The organism is Patulibacter sp. SYSU D01012 (genome assembly GCF_017916475.1).
In the GTDB taxonomy this organism is placed as follows: domain Bacteria; phylum Actinomycetota; class Thermoleophilia; order Solirubrobacterales; family Solirubrobacteraceae; genus Patulibacter.
Map to the genome: position 1 here is coordinate 1833249 of NZ_JAFMTB010000001.1, position 18600 is coordinate 1851848.

16 protein-coding genes and 1 tRNA gene are annotated in these 18600 nt (G+C 74.7%); 14 read left to right on the forward strand and 3 right to left on the reverse strand.

Features of this window, described 5'->3' with window-relative positions:
* The first annotated feature begins 18 nt into the window (after positions 1-18).
* The 11 genes from J3P29_RS08380 (at position 19) to J3P29_RS08430 (ending at position 10782) form a co-directional block, all read left to right on the forward strand.
* Positions 19-1083, forward strand: coding sequence for a redox-sensing transcriptional repressor Rex (locus J3P29_RS08380; protein WP_210492633.1), 1065 nt, complete (start codon positions 19-21; stop codon positions 1081-1083).
* A gap of 38 nt (positions 1084-1121) precedes the next feature.
* Entirely contained in the window at positions 1122-2306 is a 1185-nt protein-coding gene (locus J3P29_RS08385) for a YbdK family carboxylate-amine ligase (protein WP_210492634.1), read from the forward strand.
* Positions 2303-2740: a hypothetical protein gene (locus J3P29_RS08390; protein ID WP_210492635.1), complete on the forward strand. Its 438-nt coding sequence runs from the start codon at positions 2303-2305 to the stop codon at positions 2738-2740. The genes J3P29_RS08385 and J3P29_RS08390 overlap by 4 nt, the downstream gene beginning before the upstream one ends.
* A 125-nt stretch (positions 2741-2865) precedes the next feature.
* Positions 2866-4785, forward strand: coding sequence for an APC family permease (locus tag J3P29_RS08395; RefSeq protein WP_210492637.1), 1920 nt, complete (start codon positions 2866-2868; stop codon positions 4783-4785).
* Positions 4782-4991, forward strand: coding sequence for a hypothetical protein (locus J3P29_RS08400; protein ID WP_210492638.1), 210 nt, complete (start codon positions 4782-4784; stop codon positions 4989-4991). The genes J3P29_RS08395 and J3P29_RS08400 overlap by 4 nt, the downstream gene beginning before the upstream one ends.
* Entirely contained in the window at positions 4984-7041 is a 2058-nt protein-coding gene (locus tag J3P29_RS08405) for an amino acid permease (protein ID WP_210492639.1), read from the forward strand. The genes J3P29_RS08400 and J3P29_RS08405 overlap by 8 nt, the downstream gene beginning before the upstream one ends.
* Positions 7042-7107: 66 nt before the next feature.
* On the forward strand, positions 7108-7899 hold the full coding sequence (locus tag J3P29_RS08410) for a class I SAM-dependent methyltransferase (RefSeq protein ID WP_210492640.1): 792 nt from the start codon (positions 7108-7110) through the stop codon (positions 7897-7899).
* 53 nt (positions 7900-7952) lie between these two features.
* Positions 7953-8378 (forward strand): TrkA family potassium uptake protein, encoded by a 426-nt coding sequence (locus J3P29_RS08415; RefSeq protein ID WP_210492642.1) that lies wholly within the window; start codon positions 7953-7955, stop codon positions 8376-8378.
* Positions 8378-9040 carry an NAD-binding protein gene (locus tag J3P29_RS08420; protein ID WP_210492643.1) on the forward strand — a complete coding sequence of 221 codons (663 nt, stop codon included), beginning with the start codon at positions 8378-8380 and terminating at the stop codon, positions 9038-9040. Before J3P29_RS08415 ends, J3P29_RS08420 begins: the two co-directional genes overlap by 1 nt.
* 98 nt (positions 9041-9138) lie before the next feature.
* Positions 9139-9210, forward strand: a tRNA-Gln gene (locus J3P29_RS08425).
* A 129-nt stretch (positions 9211-9339) separates the two neighbouring features.
* Positions 9340-10782, forward strand: a complete 1443-nt coding sequence (locus J3P29_RS08430; RefSeq protein ID WP_210492645.1) for an NAD(P)/FAD-dependent oxidoreductase — start codon at positions 9340-9342, stop codon at positions 10780-10782.
* 77 nt (positions 10783-10859) lie between these two features.
* Here the strand turns inward: J3P29_RS08430 and J3P29_RS08435 are convergent, their stop codons facing one another.
* The 3 genes from J3P29_RS08435 to J3P29_RS08445 all read right to left on the reverse strand — a co-directional run bounded on the left by J3P29_RS08435 (position 10860) and on the right by J3P29_RS08445 (position 15685).
* On the reverse strand, positions 10860-11894 hold the full coding sequence (locus tag J3P29_RS08435; RefSeq protein WP_210492646.1) for a glucosaminidase domain-containing protein: 1035 nt from the start codon (positions 11892-11894) through the stop codon (positions 10860-10862).
* A 69-nt stretch (positions 11895-11963) separates the two neighbouring features.
* Positions 11964-13808, reverse strand: coding sequence for an ABC transporter ATP-binding protein (locus tag J3P29_RS08440; RefSeq protein WP_349239787.1), 1845 nt, complete (start codon positions 13806-13808; stop codon positions 11964-11966).
* Positions 13805-15685 carry an ABC transporter ATP-binding protein gene (locus J3P29_RS08445; protein ID WP_349239788.1) on the reverse strand — a complete coding sequence of 627 codons (1881 nt, stop codon included), beginning with the start codon at positions 15683-15685 and terminating at the stop codon, positions 13805-13807. Before J3P29_RS08445 ends, J3P29_RS08440 begins: the two co-directional genes overlap by 4 nt.
* 86 nt (positions 15686-15771) lie before the next feature.
* Between J3P29_RS08445 and J3P29_RS08450 the strand changes: the two genes are divergently transcribed.
* The 3 genes from J3P29_RS08450 to J3P29_RS08460 all read left to right on the forward strand — a co-directional run bounded on the left by J3P29_RS08450 (position 15772) and on the right by J3P29_RS08460 (position 18530).
* A complete protein-coding gene (locus J3P29_RS08450) occupies positions 15772-15966 on the forward strand; it encodes a hypothetical protein (RefSeq protein WP_210492647.1) in 195 nt (64 codons plus the stop codon).
* The gene (locus tag J3P29_RS08455; RefSeq protein ID WP_210492648.1) at positions 15956-17515 is read left to right on the forward strand and encodes an MFS transporter; all 1560 of its coding nucleotides are present in this window, start codon (positions 15956-15958) and stop codon (positions 17513-17515) included. Before J3P29_RS08450 ends, J3P29_RS08455 begins: the two co-directional genes overlap by 11 nt.
* Before the next feature lie 97 nt (positions 17516-17612).
* A complete protein-coding gene (locus tag J3P29_RS08460) occupies positions 17613-18530 on the forward strand; it encodes a glutathione S-transferase family protein (RefSeq protein WP_210493032.1) in 918 nt (305 codons plus the stop codon).
* Positions 18531-18600: the final 70 nt, after the last annotated feature.

Sequence of the window (18600 nt, forward strand, 5' to 3'; positions counted from 1 at the left end):
TCTGCGAGGATCGGGGGGATGTCTTCCGCCCCCGAGGTCGTGGTCTTCCTGCGCGCCGGCTGCCACCTCTGCGCCGACGCGCTCGCCGACCTGGAGGCCCTCCAGGCGCAGGAGCCGTTCGCCGTCCGCACGGTGGACATCGAGCGCGACGACCGCCTGCACGCCCGCTACCTGGAGCGCATCCCGGTCATCGCGGTGGCGGGGGAGGAGCTGTGCGACTTCGCCGTCGACGCCGAGCGCGTGCTCCGCGCGGTCCGCGAGGTGCGGCAGGTGCGCGAGCGCCCCACGGCGGCGGTCGCCGCCCGCGTGCCCGCCGGCGCGGCGACCGGCACGCTGCCGTCCGTCCCCCGGCACCTCAAGCCCGCCCCGCTGCCCGAGGACGCCGGCGAGCCCCGGGAGCGCGACGACGACGCGCCCGCGGCGCCGGCCGACCTGGACCCCGCGCCGGCCGAGCCGGTCGTGCCCGAGGTGCGCCTGGGCGTCGGGCAGGCCGAGCGGCTCTCGCGCTACCTGCAGGTGCTGACCCAAGCGCGGAAGATGGGCCGGGCGACGATGAGCTCGCAGGAGCTCTCGGCCCACACGCACGTCAACTCGACGCAGATCCGCCGCGACCTCTCGGGCTTCGGCCGCTTCGGCAAGCGCGGGGTCGGCTACGACGTGGAGGAGCTCGTCGTCCGGATCCGCGGGATCCTGCACACGAACCAGCACGTCGGGATCGTCCTGCTCGGCGCCGGCCACCTGGGCCGCGCGATCGCCGGATCGGACGCGTTCGCCGACCACGGCTTCGACATCGTCGCGGTGCTCGACAACGACCCGGCGAAGATCGGCACGCCGATCGGCGAGCTGACGATCGGCGACGTCCGGCACCTCGGCGAGGTCGTGCGCGAGAACGACGTCGTCGTCGGCGTGATCGCGTCGCCGGCGAAGGCCGCCCAGGGCCTGGCCGACGAGCTCGTCGAGGCCGGCGTGCAGATCATCTTCAACTACAGCGGGACGCTGCTGCGCACGCCGCCCGAGGTGACCGTGCACACCTCGAGCCCCGCCGTGGACCTGCTCCACGCCCTGTACTACTACCTCGCCTAGATGCCGATGACCCCGGATTCGCCGCGCGGCGCCCGCTGATGGGCGCGGACGCCGCCATCGACCTGCCCGCGGCCGAGGCCGCCTACGCCGCCGCGACCGACGGCACCGTCGGGATCGAGGAGGAGTTCATGCTCCTCGACCCGCGGACGCACGACCTCGTTCCGCGGTTCGAGGAGCTGCAGGCCCGCACCGACGAGGACGACCTGCTGCGGACCGCCGTGGCGGGCGAGCTGATCCGCACCGAGATCGAGATCCGCTCGGGCCGCGGCGAGGACCTCGCCGACGCGCTCGCCCGGCAGCGGGAGCACCGCGCGCGGCTCTTCGGCGCCGCGGCCGACCTGGGCGTCGCGCTCGGCGCGACCGGCACGCACCCGTGGGACGACTACCGCGAGCAGGCGTTCATCGACACGGAGCACTACCGCCGCGTCGTCGACGGCCTGCGCTGGGTCGCCCGCCGCAACGCGACCTTCTCGGTCCACGTCCACGTCGGCATCCAGGGCGCCGACCGCGCGATCGCGGTCTGCGACCGCCTGCGGCACGTCCTGCCGATGCTGCTGGCGATCTCGGCGAACTCGCCGTTCGTCGACGGGCTCGACACGGGCCTGCACTCCGTCCGCACGCAGACCTTCACGAAGTCGTTCCCCCGCTGCGGCGTCCCGGACCACTTCGGCGACTGGGCCAGCTTCCGCCGGTACCTCGAGCTGCTGCAGACCACCGACTCCATCCAGGAGTACACGCAGGTCTGGTGGTCCGTCCGCCCGCACATCTCGTTCGGCACCGTCGAGATCCGCATCTGCGACGCGCAGAGCACCGCGGAGGAGGCCGAGGCGCTCGAGGCGCTGCTCGTCGCCTGCGCGCTGCAGGCCGCCCGCGACCACGACGAGGGCCGGCCGCTCGACGTCGTCCCCGCGCGGCTGGTCGAGGAGAACGTCTGGCGCGCGATCCGCGACGGCCGCGCCGGCCGGCTCGTCGACTGGGCCACCGCGACGGAGTACCCGGCCGCCGCCGCCGGCGACCGCCTGCTGGAGTGGACCGCGCCGGTCCGCGCCGAGCGCGGCATCGACGTCGCCCTGCCCGAGCGCAACGGCGCCGAGCGCCAGCGCGCACGCGTCGACGACGGCGCCACGCCCGCCGAGGCCTTCGCCGCCGCGGTCCGCGAGACGCAGGCGTCGTACCCCGCTTCCGCCGTCCACCCCGCCGACACCCAGGAGCGATCCACGTGAGCACGCAGGACGAGAACCCGCAGGGCCCCGAGGGCGGTCAGCCCACCCAGGAGGAGCTGATGGCCGCCTACGAGGAGCAGATGCGGAACATCCGCGTCGAGGAGGTCCTCGTGCAGTCCCTGGCGAGCTTCATCGAGCTGGGCGGGCGTCGCGCCGGCCTGGCCGGCGGGCCCGAGCAGGCGGGCGCGCCCGACCTGGACCAGCTCGGGCTGGCGATCGAGGTCATCCGCGCGCTGCAGCCGCTCGCCGCGCCGCTCCTCGGGCCGAACGCGTCGCAGGTCGAGCAGGCGCTGTCCCAGCTGCAGGTGGCGTACGCGCAGCAGGCCGGGCGCCCGGCGCCGGGGCAGGCCGGCGGGGCCGGCGGGGGCGCGGGCGGCGGCCAGCAGCCGCCGAGCGGCGCCGGCGGCAGCGGCCTCTGGGTCCCGGGCCAGTAGCCCCGTCGCGGGCGGCCTCCGGGCCGCCCGCGCCCGTCCGCGGGGCGCCTGATCGGCGCGGCGCGCGGCGCGCCGCGCCCGCGGGACGGTCCGCCCGCGGCGAGGCGTAGACTGCCGCCTCGCTCATGGCCGAACGCCGCCTCCACGGACTCCAGCGCGTCCTCGGCACCAACGCGCTGTTCTCGACGGCCTACGGCAACGTCGGCTCGTCCATCTACTACGCGCTCGGCCTCGTCGCCGGCTTCGCGCTCGGCCTGACGCCCGTCGTCTTCGTGATCACGGGCGTGATCTTCTACCTCACGGCCGCGACGTACGCCGAGGCGACGGCGATGTACCCCGAGGCGGGCGGCTCGTCCAGCTTCGCGCGGCGTGCGTTCAACGAGTTCTGGTCCTTCTTCGCGGCGTGGGGCCAGATGCTCAACTACACGATCACGATCGCGACGAGCGCGTACTTCGTCCCGCACTACATCGGCGGGCTCTTCACGCCGCTCGAGTTCCTGCGCAGCGCGCCGGGCGACATCGTCTTCGCCATCGTCGTGATCGCGGCGCTCGCGGCGATCAACATCCTGGGCGCGAAGGAGTCCGCGGGCGTCAACATCGCGCTCGCCGTCACCGACTTCCTCACCCAGGTGCTGCTCGTCGGCCTGGGCCTGTTCCTCGTCTTCAGCCCCGAGACGCTCGTCGACAACGTCCAGCTCGGGGTCGCGCCGGAGTGGAAGGACTTCTTCATCGCGATCCCGATCGGGATGGTCGCCTACACCGGCATCGAGACGATCTCGAACATGGCCGAGGAGGCCAAGGACGCCGGCACGACCGTCCCCGCGGCGATCAAGCGGGTGGTCATCGCCGTCTTCGCGATCTACGCCTTCCTGCCGATGGTGGCGCTCTCGGCGCTGCCCGTCACGCAGGACGCCCGGACCGGGGAGTACTCCACGCTGCTGGGCCTGGGCGAGGATCAGGGCGGCTTCGCGGGCGACCCGATCCTCGGCGTCGTGAAGAACATGGACCTCGGCTTCCTGCAGCAGCCCGTCCAGATCTACGTCGGCCTGCTCGCCGCCACCATCCTGTTCCTCGCCACGAACGCCGGCGTGATCGGCGTGTCGCGCCTCGTGTACTCGATGGGCGTGCACCGGCAGATGCCGGACCGGCTGCGCACGCTGCACCCGCGCTTCGGCACCCCGTGGGTGGGCATCCTCGTCTTCTCCGCCCTCGCGGCCCTGGCGGTCATCCCGGGCAAGGCCGACTTCCTCGTCAACCTGTACGCGTTCGGCGCGATGCTGTCGTTCACCGTCGCGCACGTCGCGGTCATCCGGCTGCGGAGCCGCCTGCCCGACGCCGAGCGGCCGTACCGCGGCCCCGGCAACGTCCGCATCGGCCGGATGGAGTGGCCGCTGTTCGCCGTCGTCGGCGCGCTCGGCACCGGCATCGCGTTCGTCAGCGTCATCGCGCTGCACCCGCCGGTCGCGGTCGCGGGCGTCGGCTGGATGATCGTCGGCCTCGTCGTCTACCCGCTGTACCGGCGCTCGCAGGGCCTGGACCTGAAGACAACGCACAAGATCGCCATGCCCGCCGCCGTGGTCGAGCACGAGGCGGAGTACGAGTCGGTCATCGTCGCCCTGCTCGGCCTGCGCTACTCGCCCGGGGCGATGGCCACCGCGGCGACCGTCGCGGCCAAGCGCCGCCGCGGCATCTACCTGATGGTCCCGATCGTGGTGCCGCAGTCCATGCCGATCTCGGCGCGGATGCCCGAGCAGGAGCGCGCCGCCGAGGCCCTCATCGAGGAGGCGCGCCTGCAGATCGGCAGCCGCCTGCAGGGTCGCTGGGTCAAGGTGCGGGCCGGCCAGTTCGGCCGCGTCGTCGTCCAGCACGCGCGCACGACGAGCGCGCGCGCCATCGTCATGTCGATCCCGCCGAAGGGCGCCTCCACGAGCATGTCCCGCAGCATCGACACCGTGATGGCCGAGCGTCCGTGCCGCGTGATCCTGCAGGCCGACCCGGAGTCGCGCACCGCCGCGCAGCTCCGCGACGAGGCGGTGGCGGCGTGAGCCGGGGCCTGCACGGCGGCGCCACCATCGTCCTGTCGACGATCGTGGCCCTCTGCGGCGTGGCGATGATCGTCCAGGCGGTCGCCGGCGGCGGCGGGCCGCTCTCGCGCGGCGTGCTCGTCGGCGCGCTCTTCGTCCTGGCGGGCGGCGGCCGCGCGTACGTGGCCTGGCGCGGCGTCGGCACCGGGGAGCGGCGCGATGGGTGACCGCGCGCAGCGCACGGAGCGGGCCCGCGCGGCGGTCTCGCGCACGGTCGGCTCGCCGACGATCTTCGCGATCACGTACGCCTCCGTCTCGGGCGGCCTGTACCTGCTGCTCGGGCCGATCGCGGGCGCGGCGCTGGGCGCGACGCCCCTCGTGATGGTCGCGGCGGCCCTGCTCTTCGGCCTCGCCGCCATGTCGTACGTGGAGGGCGCGTCGCTGCACCCCGAGCGCGGCGGCTCGCCGACCTTCGCCCGGCACGGCCTGGACGAACTGTGGAGCTTCGTCGCGGCCTGGGCGCTGCTGCTCGACTCGCTGCTGCTGACGGCCGCGGCGGTCCTCTCCGCGACGAACTACCTGGCTGTGATCTGGTCGGAGACCGCGCGCGGCTGGGTCGAGCTGGTGCTCGCCGTGCTGCTCGTGGGCTTCGTCACCGTCCGCGCGATCCGCGGCGCCACCGGCGGACCGGCCACGCGGATCACCCAGCTCAGCGTCGTCGTGGCGGTCGACATCGTCCTGCAGGTCGTCGTGATCGTGCTGGGCCTGGTCCTGCTGTCGGATCCGGGGTCGCTGACCGAGGGGCTCGACCTGGGCACGAGCCCCGACTGGCAGGGCGTCCTCTTCGGCCTGGGCGCGGCGATGATCGTCGTCACCGGGCTGGAGTCGGCCGCCGGGCTGGCGGGCGAGGTGCGGATCACCCGCGGGGGCCTGCGCCGCCTCGTCGCCACGCTGCCCGTCGCGATGCTCGTGCTGTACGCGGGCATCGCGCTCGTGGGCCTGATGGCGCTGCCGGTTCAGGACGGCGTGACGCAGCTGGGCGAGCGCTGGGTCGACGCCCCGGTCATCGGCATCCTCGAGCAGGTCTCCGACGACACGGCGGTCGACGCGCTCAAGCTCGTCGTCGGCCTGGCGGCCGCCGCCACGCTGGTCGGCATGGGGGTCGCGGCGATGAGCTCCGTCGGCCGCATCTCGGCCCAGATGGCGCGCCACCGCCAGCTGCCGACCCGCGTCGGGCGACTGCACCCGCGGTACGGGACGCCGTGGAACGTCATCGCGATCGGCGGCGTGCTCGCCACCGTCCTCGTGGCCTTCCGCGACATGGACGCGCTGGTCGGCACGATGGCGTTCGGCGTGCTGCTCGCGGTGACGATCGCGCACGTCTCCGTCATCCGCCTGCGCTTCACGCAGCCCGACCTGGACCGCCCGTACCGCATCCCGCTCAACGTCCGGGTGCGCGGCGCCGCCGTGCCGGTGCCGGCGGTGCTGGGCGCCGTCCTGTCCGGGCTCGTCTGGGTGTCCGTCGTGGTGTCGCACCCCGCCGCACGCGCCGTCGGGCTGGCGTGGCTGGCGGTCGGCCTCGTCGCGTACGTCGTGTACCGCCGCACCCGCTCGCTGCCCGTCCGCGGCCGCGTGGCCGTGCCCGAGCGCGCGCTGCGCGGCGAGGACGCCCCGCGCGAGTACGGGTCGATCCTGGTGCCGCTGCTCGGCAGCGCCCTGGACGACGACCTGGTGCAGACCGCCGGACGCCTGGCGGGCGGCGACGACGAGATGGACCTGGAGGAGGACGCCGCGGTCATCGAGGCCGTCTGGGTGCACGTCCTGCCGATGGCCCTGCCGATCGACGGGCCGCTGCCCGACGCCCGGCGCGCCGAGGCGAAGGCGGCCCTGGCCCGGGCGCGCGCGGTCGGCGAGGAGTACGAGGGCGTCCGCGTCGCGACGTCCGCCGTCCGCGCCCGGTCGCTCGGCCGGGCGATCGTCGCCGAGGCCGAGCGCCGCGGCTGCCAGGCGATCGTGATGCTCGCGCCGCCGCCCTCGGCGGGTCGTGCCCGGTCCGGCCGGGCGGGGTCCGCGCTGGGTGCGCGCGGCGGCCGCGGCGAGCCGCTCGGCGACGCCGCCCGCTACGTCGTCGAGAAGGCGAGCTGCCAGGTCATCCTGACGGCGCCGGCGCTCGACGAGACCGAGGACCTGATGCGCCGGCGCCGCGAGGCCGCGGCCGCCGAGGCCGACGAGGCCGCGCTGACGGCCGAGGACGAGCGCTGGCTCGAGCAGCTCTGAGGGCGCGCACCTCCGCGCCCGCGCCCGGGCCTCCCTCGCCGGTGGCCCGCCCGTAGGATCGGGCGCGTGATCGACTGGGACTCCGGCACGTACGAGCGCACGGCGACGCAGCTCGCCGAGGCCGCGGGACGGGCCGTCGAGGCCGCGGACCTGCTCCCGGGCGACCGGGTGCTGGACGTCGGCTGCGGCACCGGCAACGCCGCGCTGCTCGCCGCGATGCGCGGCGCGCGGGCGACCGGCCTGGATCCGGCAGAGCGGCTGCTGCAGGTCGCGGCCGGGCGGGCCCGCAACGCCGGGATCGACGCCGACTGGGTCGCCGGCGACGCGCTCGCGCTGCCCTTCGCCGACGGCGCGTTCGACGCGGTCGTCTCCGTCTTCGCCGTGATCTTCGCGCCGCGGCCTGCCGACGCCGTCGCCGAGCTGGTCCGCGTCACGGCGCCCGAGGGGCGGATCGTGCTGACGAGCTGGCGGCCGGACGCCGGCGTGGCGGCCGGCAGCGCGGTGCTGCGCGACGCGCTGGCCGCCGCCCGGCCCGCGGACGCCGCGCCGCCCGCGGCGGGGCCGGCGCCGCTGGACTGGGGCGACCCCGACCGCGTGCGGGCGCTCTTCGCCGCCCACGGCCTGGAGGCCGAGGTCGAGGAGCACGGCCTGCCGTTCGTCGCCGACTCCCCGGCCGCGTTCGCGGACGAGTGGATGGACGAGCACCCGATGTGGCTCGCCGCCCGTCCCGTCCTCGGCGACGACGCGTACGCCGCCCTCCGCGAGCCGCTCGTCGCGGCGCTCGAGGGCGTCAACGAGGATCCGCCGCGCTTCCGCGCGACCAGCCGCTACCTGGTCGTCCGCGCCACCCGCGACTGACCGTCCGGACGGTCGGCGGGCCGCGCCGCCCGTCGCGCTACAGTGCCGCGCGTATGTTCGTGCTGATCGTTGGAGCCGGCCGCGTCGGCGCTGCCGTCGCGCACTCGATGCTCGCGCAGGGTCACGAGGTGTCGGTGCTCGACGACGACCCGCTGAGCCACGAGCGGCTCGACGCGGGCCTGTCGACCTCGTGGGAGGAGGCCGGCGGCCGCTTCACCGTGGGGCAGGCGATCGAGATCGAGGCGCTGCGCGAGGCCGGCATCGAGGACGCCGACGTCTTCATCGCCTCGACGCGGGGCGACAACACGAACCTCGTCATCGCGCAGGTCGCCCAGAAGCGCTTCGCCGTCCACACGGTCGTCGCGCGCGTCATGGACGCCGCCCGCGCCACCTGGTACGCCGAGCAGGGGGTGCGGACGATCTGCCCGACCCTGCAGGCGATCAGCATGTTCGAGTCCGCCATCGCCGAGGTCGCCTGATGTACGTCGTGATCGCCGGCGGCGGCAAGGTCGGCTGGAACCTGGCCCGCGAGCTCATCGACAAGGGGCACGAGGTCACGCTCATCGAGCAGACCCGCCGACGCTACCTGACGATCGAGGAGGAGCTCGAGCACGCCGTCCAGTACGGCGACGCGACCGAGATGTGGGTGCTCGAGCGCGCCGGCGTGCAGCGCGCCGAGCTCGTCGTGGCCGTCACGGGCGACGACGAGGACAACATCCTCATCTGCCAGATGGCGCGCGAGAAGTACGACATCGGGCGCACGATCGCCCGCGTCAACAACCCGCGCAACCGCGAGCTGTTCGACCTGCTGGGCGTCGCGCCGGTCGTGTCGGCGACCGACCTGATCCTGCGGCTGATCGAGCACGAGGTGCCGAGCTTCGGCCTGGTCCACCTGCTCGACCTGCACGCCGAGCGCCTGGAGATCGTCGAGGTCGAGGTCACGCCGTCCGCGCCCGCCGCCGGCCTGCGGGTCGCCGACGTGGCGATGCCCGAGGGCTCGCTCATCATCTCGATCCTGCGCAAGGGCGCCGGCTTCGTGCCCAAGGGCGACACCGTCATCGAGGCGGGCGACGAGGTCCTCATCGTGCTCGACCCGGGCCTGGAGGAGGGCATCACCACCCTCTTCGCCGTCGAGGCGTAGGCGCCCCGGAGCGGCTCGCGCGGGGCGCCGACCCCGCGACGCACGCCTCGGCGTGGTCCGCTATATTCCCGGACCGCGAATGCACCGCAGTCGCCCGTTGCGGGATGGTGTAATTGGCAACACACTGGTTTCTGGTTCCAGCATTCAAGGTTCGAGTCCTTGTCCCGCAGCCTCCGAACGCCGCCCATCCGGGCGGCGTTCGTCGTTCCGGGACGATGACCCGGCGCGGAGCCCGGCGACCGGCGGGAAGACGCCGTCCCGGGCGTGCCCCGGACGCCGTCTTCGGGTACAAGCCGGGCATGGCCTGGAACATCGTCATCGCCGGGGGCGGCTTCGGCGGGCTCGCCGCCGCCCGCAAGCTCGAGCGGCTCCTGCCGCACAACAGCGCGCAGGTGACCCTCGTCTCCGACCAGAACTACCTGCTCTACACCCCGCTGCTGCCGGGCGCCGCCGCGGGCACGCTCGAGCCGCGCCACGCGGTCGTGCCGCTGCGCGACCAGCTGAAGAACACGCACGTGCTGCTCGCGTCCGTCACGGGCGCCGACCCGCAGCGCAAGGTCGTGCAGGTCACCACGGGCGACGGCCAGGAGAAGGAGCTGCCCTACGACCAGCTCATCGTCTCCGTCGGGTCGGTGTCGCGCACGCTGCCGATCCCCGGACTGGCCGAGCACGGCGTCGGGATGAAGACGCTGCCCGAGGCGATCGCGCTGCGCAACCGCCTGCTGCAGAGCCTGGAGGTCGCGGAGGGCATCGACGACCCGCAGCAGCGGGCGGAGTGGCTGACGTTCGTCTTCGTCGGCGCCGGCTACGCGGGGCTCGAGGGCCTGGCCGAGCTGCAGGACTTCGCCACGGACATGATCGACCGCTACCCGCGGTGCCGCACCCAGGGCGTGCGCTTCATCCTCGTCGAGGCGCAGAAGCGCGTGATGCCCGAGATCCCGGCGTCGCTGGCCGACTTCGCGATCGACGAGCTGCAGGCGCGGGGGATCGAGGTGCGCACGGGCACGACGATCGACGCGATGACGGAGCGCACCGCCACGCTGGCCGGCGGCGAGGTCGTGCCGACGCGCACCGTCGTCTGGACCGCGGGGGTCAAGCCCAGCCCGGTCGTCAAGCGCCTGGGCGTGCCGCTGCACGAGCGGTCGGGGCGCATCCTGGTGGAGCGCTCGCTCCAGGTGCAGGGCGTCGAGGGCGTGTGGGCCATCGGCGACGCCGCCCACGTGCCGGACCCGCGCGACCTGACCCGCCCGGCGCCGCCGACGGCGCAGCACGCGCTGCGGCAGGGGCGCAAGGTCGCCGAGAACGTCGCCCGCACGCTGTCGGGCCGCAAGCCGACGATCTTCCGCTACAAGACGCTCGGCGTGTTCGTCGACCTGGGCCGCGGCAAGGCGGTCGCGTCGACGATGGGCCTGCGCTGGCGCGGCGTGCCGGCGTGGTTCCTGGCGCGCACCTACCACCTGGCGTCGATGCCGGGCGTGCGCCGCAAGATCCGCCTGGTCGCGGACTGGACCGTCGGCCTGTTCTTCGGCCGCGACGGGTCGGAGCTCGGCCGGCTGGGGCACCCCGGGCGCCTGGACATGCCGGACCGCATCGCGCTCGAGCTGGAGGTGGCCGGCAAGGACGAGCACGGCTCGGCGCTGCCGCCCGTCGAGCAGACGGCGGCGGACAAGCCGGCGCCCGCGGCCCGGGACGAGGACGCTCTGCAGCCGCCGCGCGTGAACGAGCCGGCTGCCGGCGACTGACCGCGCCGGGCCCGAGCCCGGCGGCGAGGCGTGCGCGGGGCGGCGGACGGCCGCGCCGCGCACGCCCCGGAGCGTCCCTAGGCGGCGTCCCAGGGGATGAGCGGCAGCGTCTTGTCCGTCATCAGCTTGATGAGCAGCGAGCTGTAGGACGGGTCGGTGGCGTAGCCGGCCCGGTGGATCTCCTTCGCGAACTGCGCCGGGTCGTCCGTGTGGTCGAACGCCTTGGCGTAGCGGGCGTTCTGCCGCAGGAACAGGCCGTGGTCGTCGAACGACGCCTGCATCCCGCGGTACATGCGGAACTGGCCGATCTGGCGGACGAACGCCCCGGACTCGCTCTCCATCGTCTGCTTGTGGACGCAGCCGACGGCCTCGGTGCCCCAGCGGTAGACGCCGGGGGAGACGAGCTGCGCCTTGATGCCGAAGTAGTTGTTCGCGCCGGCGGTGGAGGTGCCCGACGCGGACTCGAGGATCGCCTGGGCGAGCGTCACCGACGCCGGCACGCCGGTCGTGCTCCGCGAGGCGCGCGCGAGCGGACCGGCGGCGGCCACGAAGGTGGCGCGGTCGGCGGGCGCCGGGTCCAGCGCCACGGTGGCGACGGACGAGCACCGCCCCTGCTGCGGGTTGTCGCCGGTGGGCGCGGGCGGGTCCGGGTACCCGCAGTACGCGGCGACGAGGGCGTTCTTCGACGCCGTCTCGATCGCCGCGTCGGGCACGTACCCCGTGCGGCCGTTCGCCAGCTTGATGCGGTTCCAGACCCGCGAGTAGCCGTACTTGCCGGACGCGCGCGTGCCGTTGACCTGGCAGCGGATCCGCAGCCGGTCGCCGCTGCGCACGGTGCCGACGCGCGAGCCGGTGCCGGCGGCCGCACGGACGGTCAGGCGCGAGGCGCGGACGAGCCCCCAGTACGAGGGCCGCTTGTTCACCGCCCGGCTCCTGCCCGACGACGCCTTCGCGGGCGCGGACGCCGTCGTCGTGGCGGCCGGTGACGACGCGGCGCCGGTCGTGGTCGCGGCGCTCGTGCCGCCGGACGCGGCGGACGCGACGGCCGGGACGGCCGCGGCGGTCAGGGCCGCCGCCAGCAGCAGGGTCGGAGCGGTGGGGCGTGGCAGCATCGTGGGTAGGAACAGGCCGAGGCCCGGAGGGTTGCGGTCGCGGACGCACGTCCGTCCGGCGGGCGGACGTCAGGCGACGGGCTGCGCGGCGTCCTCGGTGCCGTGCTGCCAGTCCCTGTGCAGCTTGGCGTACGCGCCGCCGCGATGCAGCAACTCCTCGTGCGTGCCGACCTCGGCGATGCGTCCACCCTCGACGACCACGATCAGGTCGGCGGTCCGGATGGTGGACAGCCGGTGGGCGATCACGATGGCCGTGCGGCCCGCCAGCAGGGTCGCGAGCGCCTCCTCGATCCGGCGCTCCGTCCGCAGGTCGACGTTGGCGGTGGCCTCGTCGAGGACGAGCAGGTCGGGGCCGTCGGGCCCGCCCGCGACGAGCGCGCGGGCGAACGCCACGAGCTGCCGCTGGCCGGCCGACAGCGACGTGCCGCGCTCGCCGACCTCGGTGTCGAGCCCCTGGGGGAGCGCGTCGAGCAGCTCGCGCGCGCCGATCCGGTCGACCGCGGCCTCGACCTCGGCCCGGGTTGCGCCGACGCGGGCGAAGGCGATGTTGTCCGCGACGGTGCCGGAGAAGAGGAAGCCCTCCTGCGGCACGATGCCCATGCGGGCCCGCAGGTCGTTCTGGCGCACGTCGCGCAGGTCGACCCCGTCGAGCAGGACCCGGCCCTGCACGGGGTCGATGAACCGCGTGGCGAGCTTCGCCAGCGTGGACTTGCCGGCGCCGGTCGGCCCGACGAGCGCGGCCGTCGCCCCGGCGGGGACGGTCAGGTCGACGTCCTCGAGCACCGTCCGCGCGAGGGCGGGGTCGGACGCGCCGGTGCGGGCGCCGTACGAGAACGTCACGTGGTCGAAGCGCAGCTCGCCGCGCAGCGGCGTGGGGAGCGGCCGCGGGTCGTCCGGGTCGGTCAGCGTCGACTCCTGCTCCAGCAGCGCCCCGATCTTGTCCAGCGCCGCCATCCCGGACTGGAACGTCGTGTAGACGTTCGACAGGTCGGTGATCGGCCCGAAGAAGTTGTCGAGCGCGGTGACGAAGCCCACGAGGACCCCGATCGTCACGGCGCCATCGATCGCCTCGCCGCCGCCGACGAGCAGCACGATGACGATCGCGGCGGTCGACAGGTACTCCACCGCGGGGAAGTACGCGGCGTTCAGGTGCACCGTCGTCATGTTCGCGGCCCGGTTGTCGTCGCCGAGCTCGTGGAAGCGCCGCAGGTGCCCGCGCTCCCGGCCGTAGGAGCGGATGACGCGGACGCCGGAGAGGGTCTCCTGCAGGTGCGCGGTGATCGCCCCGATCGTCTCGCGGGTGCGGGCGAACGCGTCGACGGAGGCCAGGCGGAAGGCGACCGACCCGGCCAGCAGCACGGGGATCGTCGTGAAGGTGATGAGCGCCAGCTTCGCGTCGAGCGACAGCAGGATCACGATCGAGCCGACCAGCAGCAGCAGCGACTGCACGAGCGTCACCAGGCTGGACGAGATCATCTGCTGCAACGCGTCGACGTCGTTCGTCATCCGCGAGACGAGCACGCCGGCGCGCTGGCGCTCGTGGTAGCTGACCGGCATCGTCAGCAGGTGCCGGAAGATCCGCTCCCGCAGGTCGGTCAGCAGGCGCGCGCCGAGCCAGCCGACCAGGCGGGCCAGGGCGACGCTCGACGCCAGCCCGACGAGCGAGATCACGACGAACGCGACGACGAGCAGCGTCAGGGTGTGCAGGTCGCCCTGCGCCAGGCCGTCGTCGACGGCGCGCTGCACGAGCGGCGCCGGGGCGAGCATCGCCCCGGTCGAGAGCAGCAGCACGACGCCGAGCAGGAGCAGCCGCGGGCGGTACGGCGCGAGCATCCCGAAGAGCCGCCGGATGCGGCGGGAGCGGCCGCGGGTCGCCTCGCGGCGGCGGCGGACGTCGGCCATCCAGGTGCTCACGCCTCGACCTCCGCCGGGCGCTCCTCGCGGGAGAGGAACACCTGGTCCGCCATGCCGTACGTGACGATCTCGCGGTACAGGCCCGACCGCGCGACGAGGTCGGCGTGCGTGCCGACGTCCGCCACCCGGCCGCCCTCGAGGACGACCACGCGGTCCGCGAGCAGGACGGTCGACAGGCGGTGCGCGATCACGAGCGTGGTGCGCCCGCGCATGACCTCGCGCAGCGCGTCCGTGATCCGCTGCTCGGTCGACGCGTCGACGTTGCTCGTCGCGTCGTCCAGGACCAGGATGCGAGGCCCACCCGTCCCGCCCGCCCCGCCGGCCCCGCCCGTCCCGCCGGCCCCGCCGGCGGTGACGTCCGCCTCGCCGCGCGGGCGGTCCGAGCCGGCCAGCAGGGCGCGGGCGATCGCCAGGCGCTGGCGCTGGCCGCCCGACAGGGTCAGGCCCCGCTCGCCGACGACGGTGTCCAGGCCGTCCGGCAGCTCGGCGATGAACTCGTCCGCGCGGGCGCGGCGCGCGGCCTCCTCGATCTGCGCGCGCGACGCGCCCGGCGCGGCGTAGGCGATGTTCTCGGCGACCGTGGCGGTGAAGAGGAACGGGTCGTCGTCGACGACCGCGATCTCGTGGCGCAGCGCGGTCGGGTCCACGTCGCGGACGTCGACCCCGTCGATCAGCACGCGGCCCTCCGCCGGGTCGTACAGGCGGGGGAGGAGCTGGACGAGCGCGGTCTTGCCCGAGCCGGTCTGCCCGACGATCGCGACCCGCTCGCCCGCCCGGACGTGCAGGTCGACGTCCTGCAGCGCCGCGTCGCGGCGCCCCGCGTAGCGCAGGGTGACGTGCTCGAAGTCGATGGCGCCGATGGCGCCGTCCGGGCCGGGGCCGCGGGTGGGCAGCGTGCGCACCCGGTCGGCGGGCGGCGCCGCGATCGCCGGCTCGCGGTCGAGGACCTCGAACAGGCGGGCCCCGGACGCGGTGGCGCGCTGGCCCAGGCCGAGCATCACGCCGAGCGAGCGCAGCGGCTGGACGAGCATCATCACGTAGACGAAGAAGGCGGTGAACTGCCCGACGGTGATGGTGTCGCTCACGACCATCCGGCCGCCGACGAGCAGGACGATCGCCAGGCTGATCTGCGGCAGGAACTGCACGAACGGCTGGAAGGCCGCGTCGATCCGCACGGCCCGCATCTGCTTGTCGAACGCGTGCTCGACGGCGTCCGAGAACGCCTTCCGGCGCCGGTCCTCGGCGGCGAAGGCCTTCACCACGCGGATGCCCGAGATCGACTCCTCGGCGGAGGCGGTGACCTCGGCGACGGCCTGCTGGGCGTCCTGCTGCGCGGGGCGCCCGCGGGTGCCGTAGGCGTGGCCGACGACGACGATCAGCGGCGCGGGCAGCAGGCACGCGACGGTGAGCAGCGGCTGCTGGATCGCCATGGCGATCGCCGCCAGCACGACGGTCAGCAGGGACTGCACGACGAAGACCAGGCCGTAGCCCAGGAAGAACCGCACCGCGGACAGGTCGACCGTCGAGCGCGACATCAGCTGGCCCGTCTGCCAGGTGTCGAAGAACCCCAGGTCGAGGGCCTGCAGGTGGCCGTAGAGCCGCTCGCGCAGGTCCTGCTCGACGCCGAGCGAGACGCGCCCCGCGACCAGTCGTCGGCCGACCGTCAGCAGCATCCGCCCCAGGCCGAGCGCCGCGAGCGCGACGGCGAACTCGACGAGCCCCCCGTGGTCGCCGGCGCGGATGCGGTCGATGGCGCGGCCGATGAGCCACGGGCTCAGGACGGTGACGCCCATCGCGCACAGCGCGAGCAGGAACGAGAGGGCCCAGGCGCGGCGGTATGGCCGCAGGAAGCCGAGCAGGCGACGGAACGTTCCCACCCGGTCGAGTGTACGGAGGGGTCCTCCGCACCCCGTCGCCACGGGCGATCCGCGGCGGACGCCGGTCGGGCGGGGATACTCCGCCGGTGTCGACTCCCTTCGGCCTCTGCGACGCGTGCGCGCACCAGCGCCTGGTGGGCAACACCCGCGGGTCGACGTTCTCGCTCTGCGGCCGCTCGCGGACCGACGACCGGTACCCGCGATACCCCCGGATGCCGGTGCTCGCCTGCCCCGGCTTCGAGCCGCGTCCGGCCGAGGGAGGGGAGGCCGGTGACCGCTGACGCGCGCGCGAAGCGCCTGACGCTGCTCGCCTGCGTCCTGGGCTCGACGATCGTCACCCTGGACGCCTTCGTCGTCAACGTCGCGCTGACGGCGATCCGCGACGACCTCGGTGGCGGCCTGGCGGGCCAGCAGTGGACGACGAACGCCTACCTGCTGACGCTCGGGTCGCTCCTGCTGGTCGCCGGGTCGATCGGCGACGTCCTCGGCGAGCGCCGCGTGTTCGTGCTGGGCGTCGCGCTCTTCGGCGTCACCTCGGTCGTCTGCGCGCTCGCCCCGACGATCGAGCTGCTCGTCGTCGGCCGGGCCCTGCAGGGCGTGGCCGGGGCGCTGCTGACCCCGGCGGCGCTCGCCGTCATCGTGGCCGTCTTCGACGAGGGCGAGCGCAGCCGGGCCATCGGCACCTGGACGGCGTGGAGCGGCATCGGCGCGGCGGCGGGGCCGGTCGTCGGCGGCTGGCTCATCGACGTCGGCTCGTGGCACTGGGTCTTCCTCATCAACGTGCCGCTCGTCCTCGGGACGATCGCCATCGTGCTGCGCGCCGTCCCGGCCGCGGGCGGCGGCGAGCGCACCCGGCGGGTCGACGTGGTGGGCGCGCTGCTCTGCGCCCTGGGGCTCGGGGGCGTGACGTTCGGCCTGATCCAGCAGCCGCTGTCGGGCTGGGGCAGCACCGCGGTGCTCGCGCCCGCGGCGGCGGGCGCGGCGCTGCTCGTGGCCTTCGTCGGGCACGAGCGGCGCGCCGCGGACCCGATGCTGCCGCTGTCCCTGTTCCGGCGCCGCAACTTCGCCTGGGGCAACGTGGAGACGCTGCTCATGTACGGCGGGCTCGCCCTCATGAGCTTCTACCTGACGATCTTCCTGCAGCAGGTCGCCGGCTGGGACGCCCTGGCCGCGGGCGCCGCGACCCTGCCCACGACCGTGGTGATGCTGCTGCTGGCCGGGCGCTTCGGCGGGCTCGCCGACCGGCTGGGGCCGCGCCGCTTCATGGCCGCCGGCCCCGTCGTGGCGGGGGCCGGGATGCTGCTGCTCCTGCGGGTCGACGCCGCGCCGGACTACGTCACGGAGGTGCTGCCGGCGGTCCTCGTCTTCGCGCTCGGCCTGTCGGCGACGGTCGCGCCGCTGACCGCGGCGGTGCTCGCCGACGCCGACCGCGACAACGCGGGCGCCGCGTCCGGCACGAACAACGCCGTGGCGCGCCTGGCGGGCCTGCTGGCGATCGCGGGCGTCGGCGTCGCCGTCGCCGCGAGCTTCGGCGCGGCGGTCGACGACGGGGTCGCCGGGCGGCCGCTCGGGCCCGCGGCGCGCGCCGCGGTCGCGGACGTGCGGGACGCCCCGCTCGGCCGGCCCGACGTCGCCGGGCTGCCGGCCGGCGACGCGGCGACGGTGCGGGCGGCGGCGCAGGACGCGTCCGTGCACGCCTTCCACGTCGGGATCGGGGTGGCCGGCGGGCTGCTGCTGCTGGGCGGCCTGCTCGGCGCCGTGGGCATTCGCGACCCGGAGCGGCCGTCGCCCGCCCCGGGGCCGCTGGACGGCGCCGCGGCGACCCGCTAGCCTTGTCGTTGCACACGCAACGATTCGGGACGGCGAGATGACGCAGCAGGAGACCGAGAAGGACCGCGGGGCCGACCGCGGCGGCTGGTCGAAGGAGATGGGCGCGAAGGGCGAGTTCCAGCGGCAGACGAGCGCCTTCCGCGACCGCGTGACCGCCGACGGCTCCAGCGGCTTCCCCGCCGTCGCCGGCCGGTACCACCTGTACGTGTCGCTCGCCTGCCCGTGGGCGTCCCGCGCCGTCCTGGTGCGCAAGCTCAAGGGCTTGGAGGACGCGATCGGCATGACGGTCGTCGACCCCGAGCGCGACGAGCGCGGCTGGGCGTTCCGGGCCGGCCGCGTGACGCCGGCCGGTCAGGCCGACCCGCTCCACGGCTGGTCCTACCTGTCGGAGGCCTACGTCGCGACGGATCCGGAGTTCGACGGGCGCGTCACCGTGCCGGTGCTCTGGGACACGGAGACGAACCGCATCGTCAACAACGAGTCGTCCGAGATCGTCCGGATGCTGAACGCGGAGTTCGACGCGGTCGCGACGAACCCCGGCCTCGACCTGTACCCCGAGGACCTGCGGGACGAGATCGACGCCCTGAACGACCGGATCTACGACACGGTCAACAACGGCGTCTACCGCGCGGGCTTCGCCACGAGCCAGGAGGCGTACGAGGAGGCCGTCACGGCGCTCTTCGAGAGCCTGGAGTGGCTCGAGGGCCTGCTCGCCGACCGGCGGTACCTGACCGGCGACCGCATCACCGAGGCCGACGTGCGCCTGCTCATGACGCTCGTCCGCTTCGATCCCGTCTACGTCGGCCACTTCAAGTGCAACCTGAAGCGGATCGTCGACCTGCCCAACCTGTGGGCCTACACGCGCGACCTGTACCAGCAGCCCGGCGTCGCCGACACGGTCAGCTTCGACCACATCAAGACCCACTACTACGCGACCCACCCGACGATCAACCCGACGCGGATCGTGCCGCTCGGGCCCGTCATCGACTGGGACGAGCCGCACGGCCGCGGCTGAGCACGGCCGCGGTCCGCCCGCACCCGGCCCGCCCGACGACCCGCCGCACCCGCGTGCCGGTCCCGGCGCG

Bases quoted from the DNA above. Each gene is read 5' to 3' on its own strand.
- J3P29_RS08380 (WP_210492633.1), top strand. From the start codon at position 19: ATGTCTTCCGCCCCCGAGGTCGTGGTCTTCCTGCGCGCCGGCTGCCAC.
- J3P29_RS08385 (WP_210492634.1), top strand. From the start codon at position 1,122: ATGGGCGCGGACGCCGCCATCGACCTGCCCGCGGCCGAGGCCGCCTAC.
- J3P29_RS08395 (WP_210492637.1), top strand. From the start codon at position 2,866: ATGGCCGAACGCCGCCTCCACGGACTCCAGCGCGTCCTCGGCACCAAC.
- J3P29_RS08405 (WP_210492639.1), top strand. From the start codon at position 4,984: ATGGGTGACCGCGCGCAGCGCACGGAGCGGGCCCGCGCGGCGGTCTCG.
- J3P29_RS08415 (WP_210492642.1), top strand. From the start codon at position 7,953: ATGTTCGTGCTGATCGTTGGAGCCGGCCGCGTCGGCGCTGCCGTCGCG.
- J3P29_RS08420 (WP_210492643.1), top strand. From the start codon at position 8,378: ATGTACGTCGTGATCGCCGGCGGCGGCAAGGTCGGCTGGAACCTGGCC.
- J3P29_RS08430 (WP_210492645.1), top strand. From the start codon at position 9,340: ATGGCCTGGAACATCGTCATCGCCGGGGGCGGCTTCGGCGGGCTCGCC.
- J3P29_RS08435 (WP_210492646.1), bottom strand. From the start codon at position 11,894: ATGCTGCCACGCCCCACCGCTCCGACCCTGCTGCTGGCGGCGGCCCTG.
- J3P29_RS08460 (WP_210493032.1), top strand. From the start codon at position 17,613: ATGGGCGCGAAGGGCGAGTTCCAGCGGCAGACGAGCGCCTTCCGCGAC.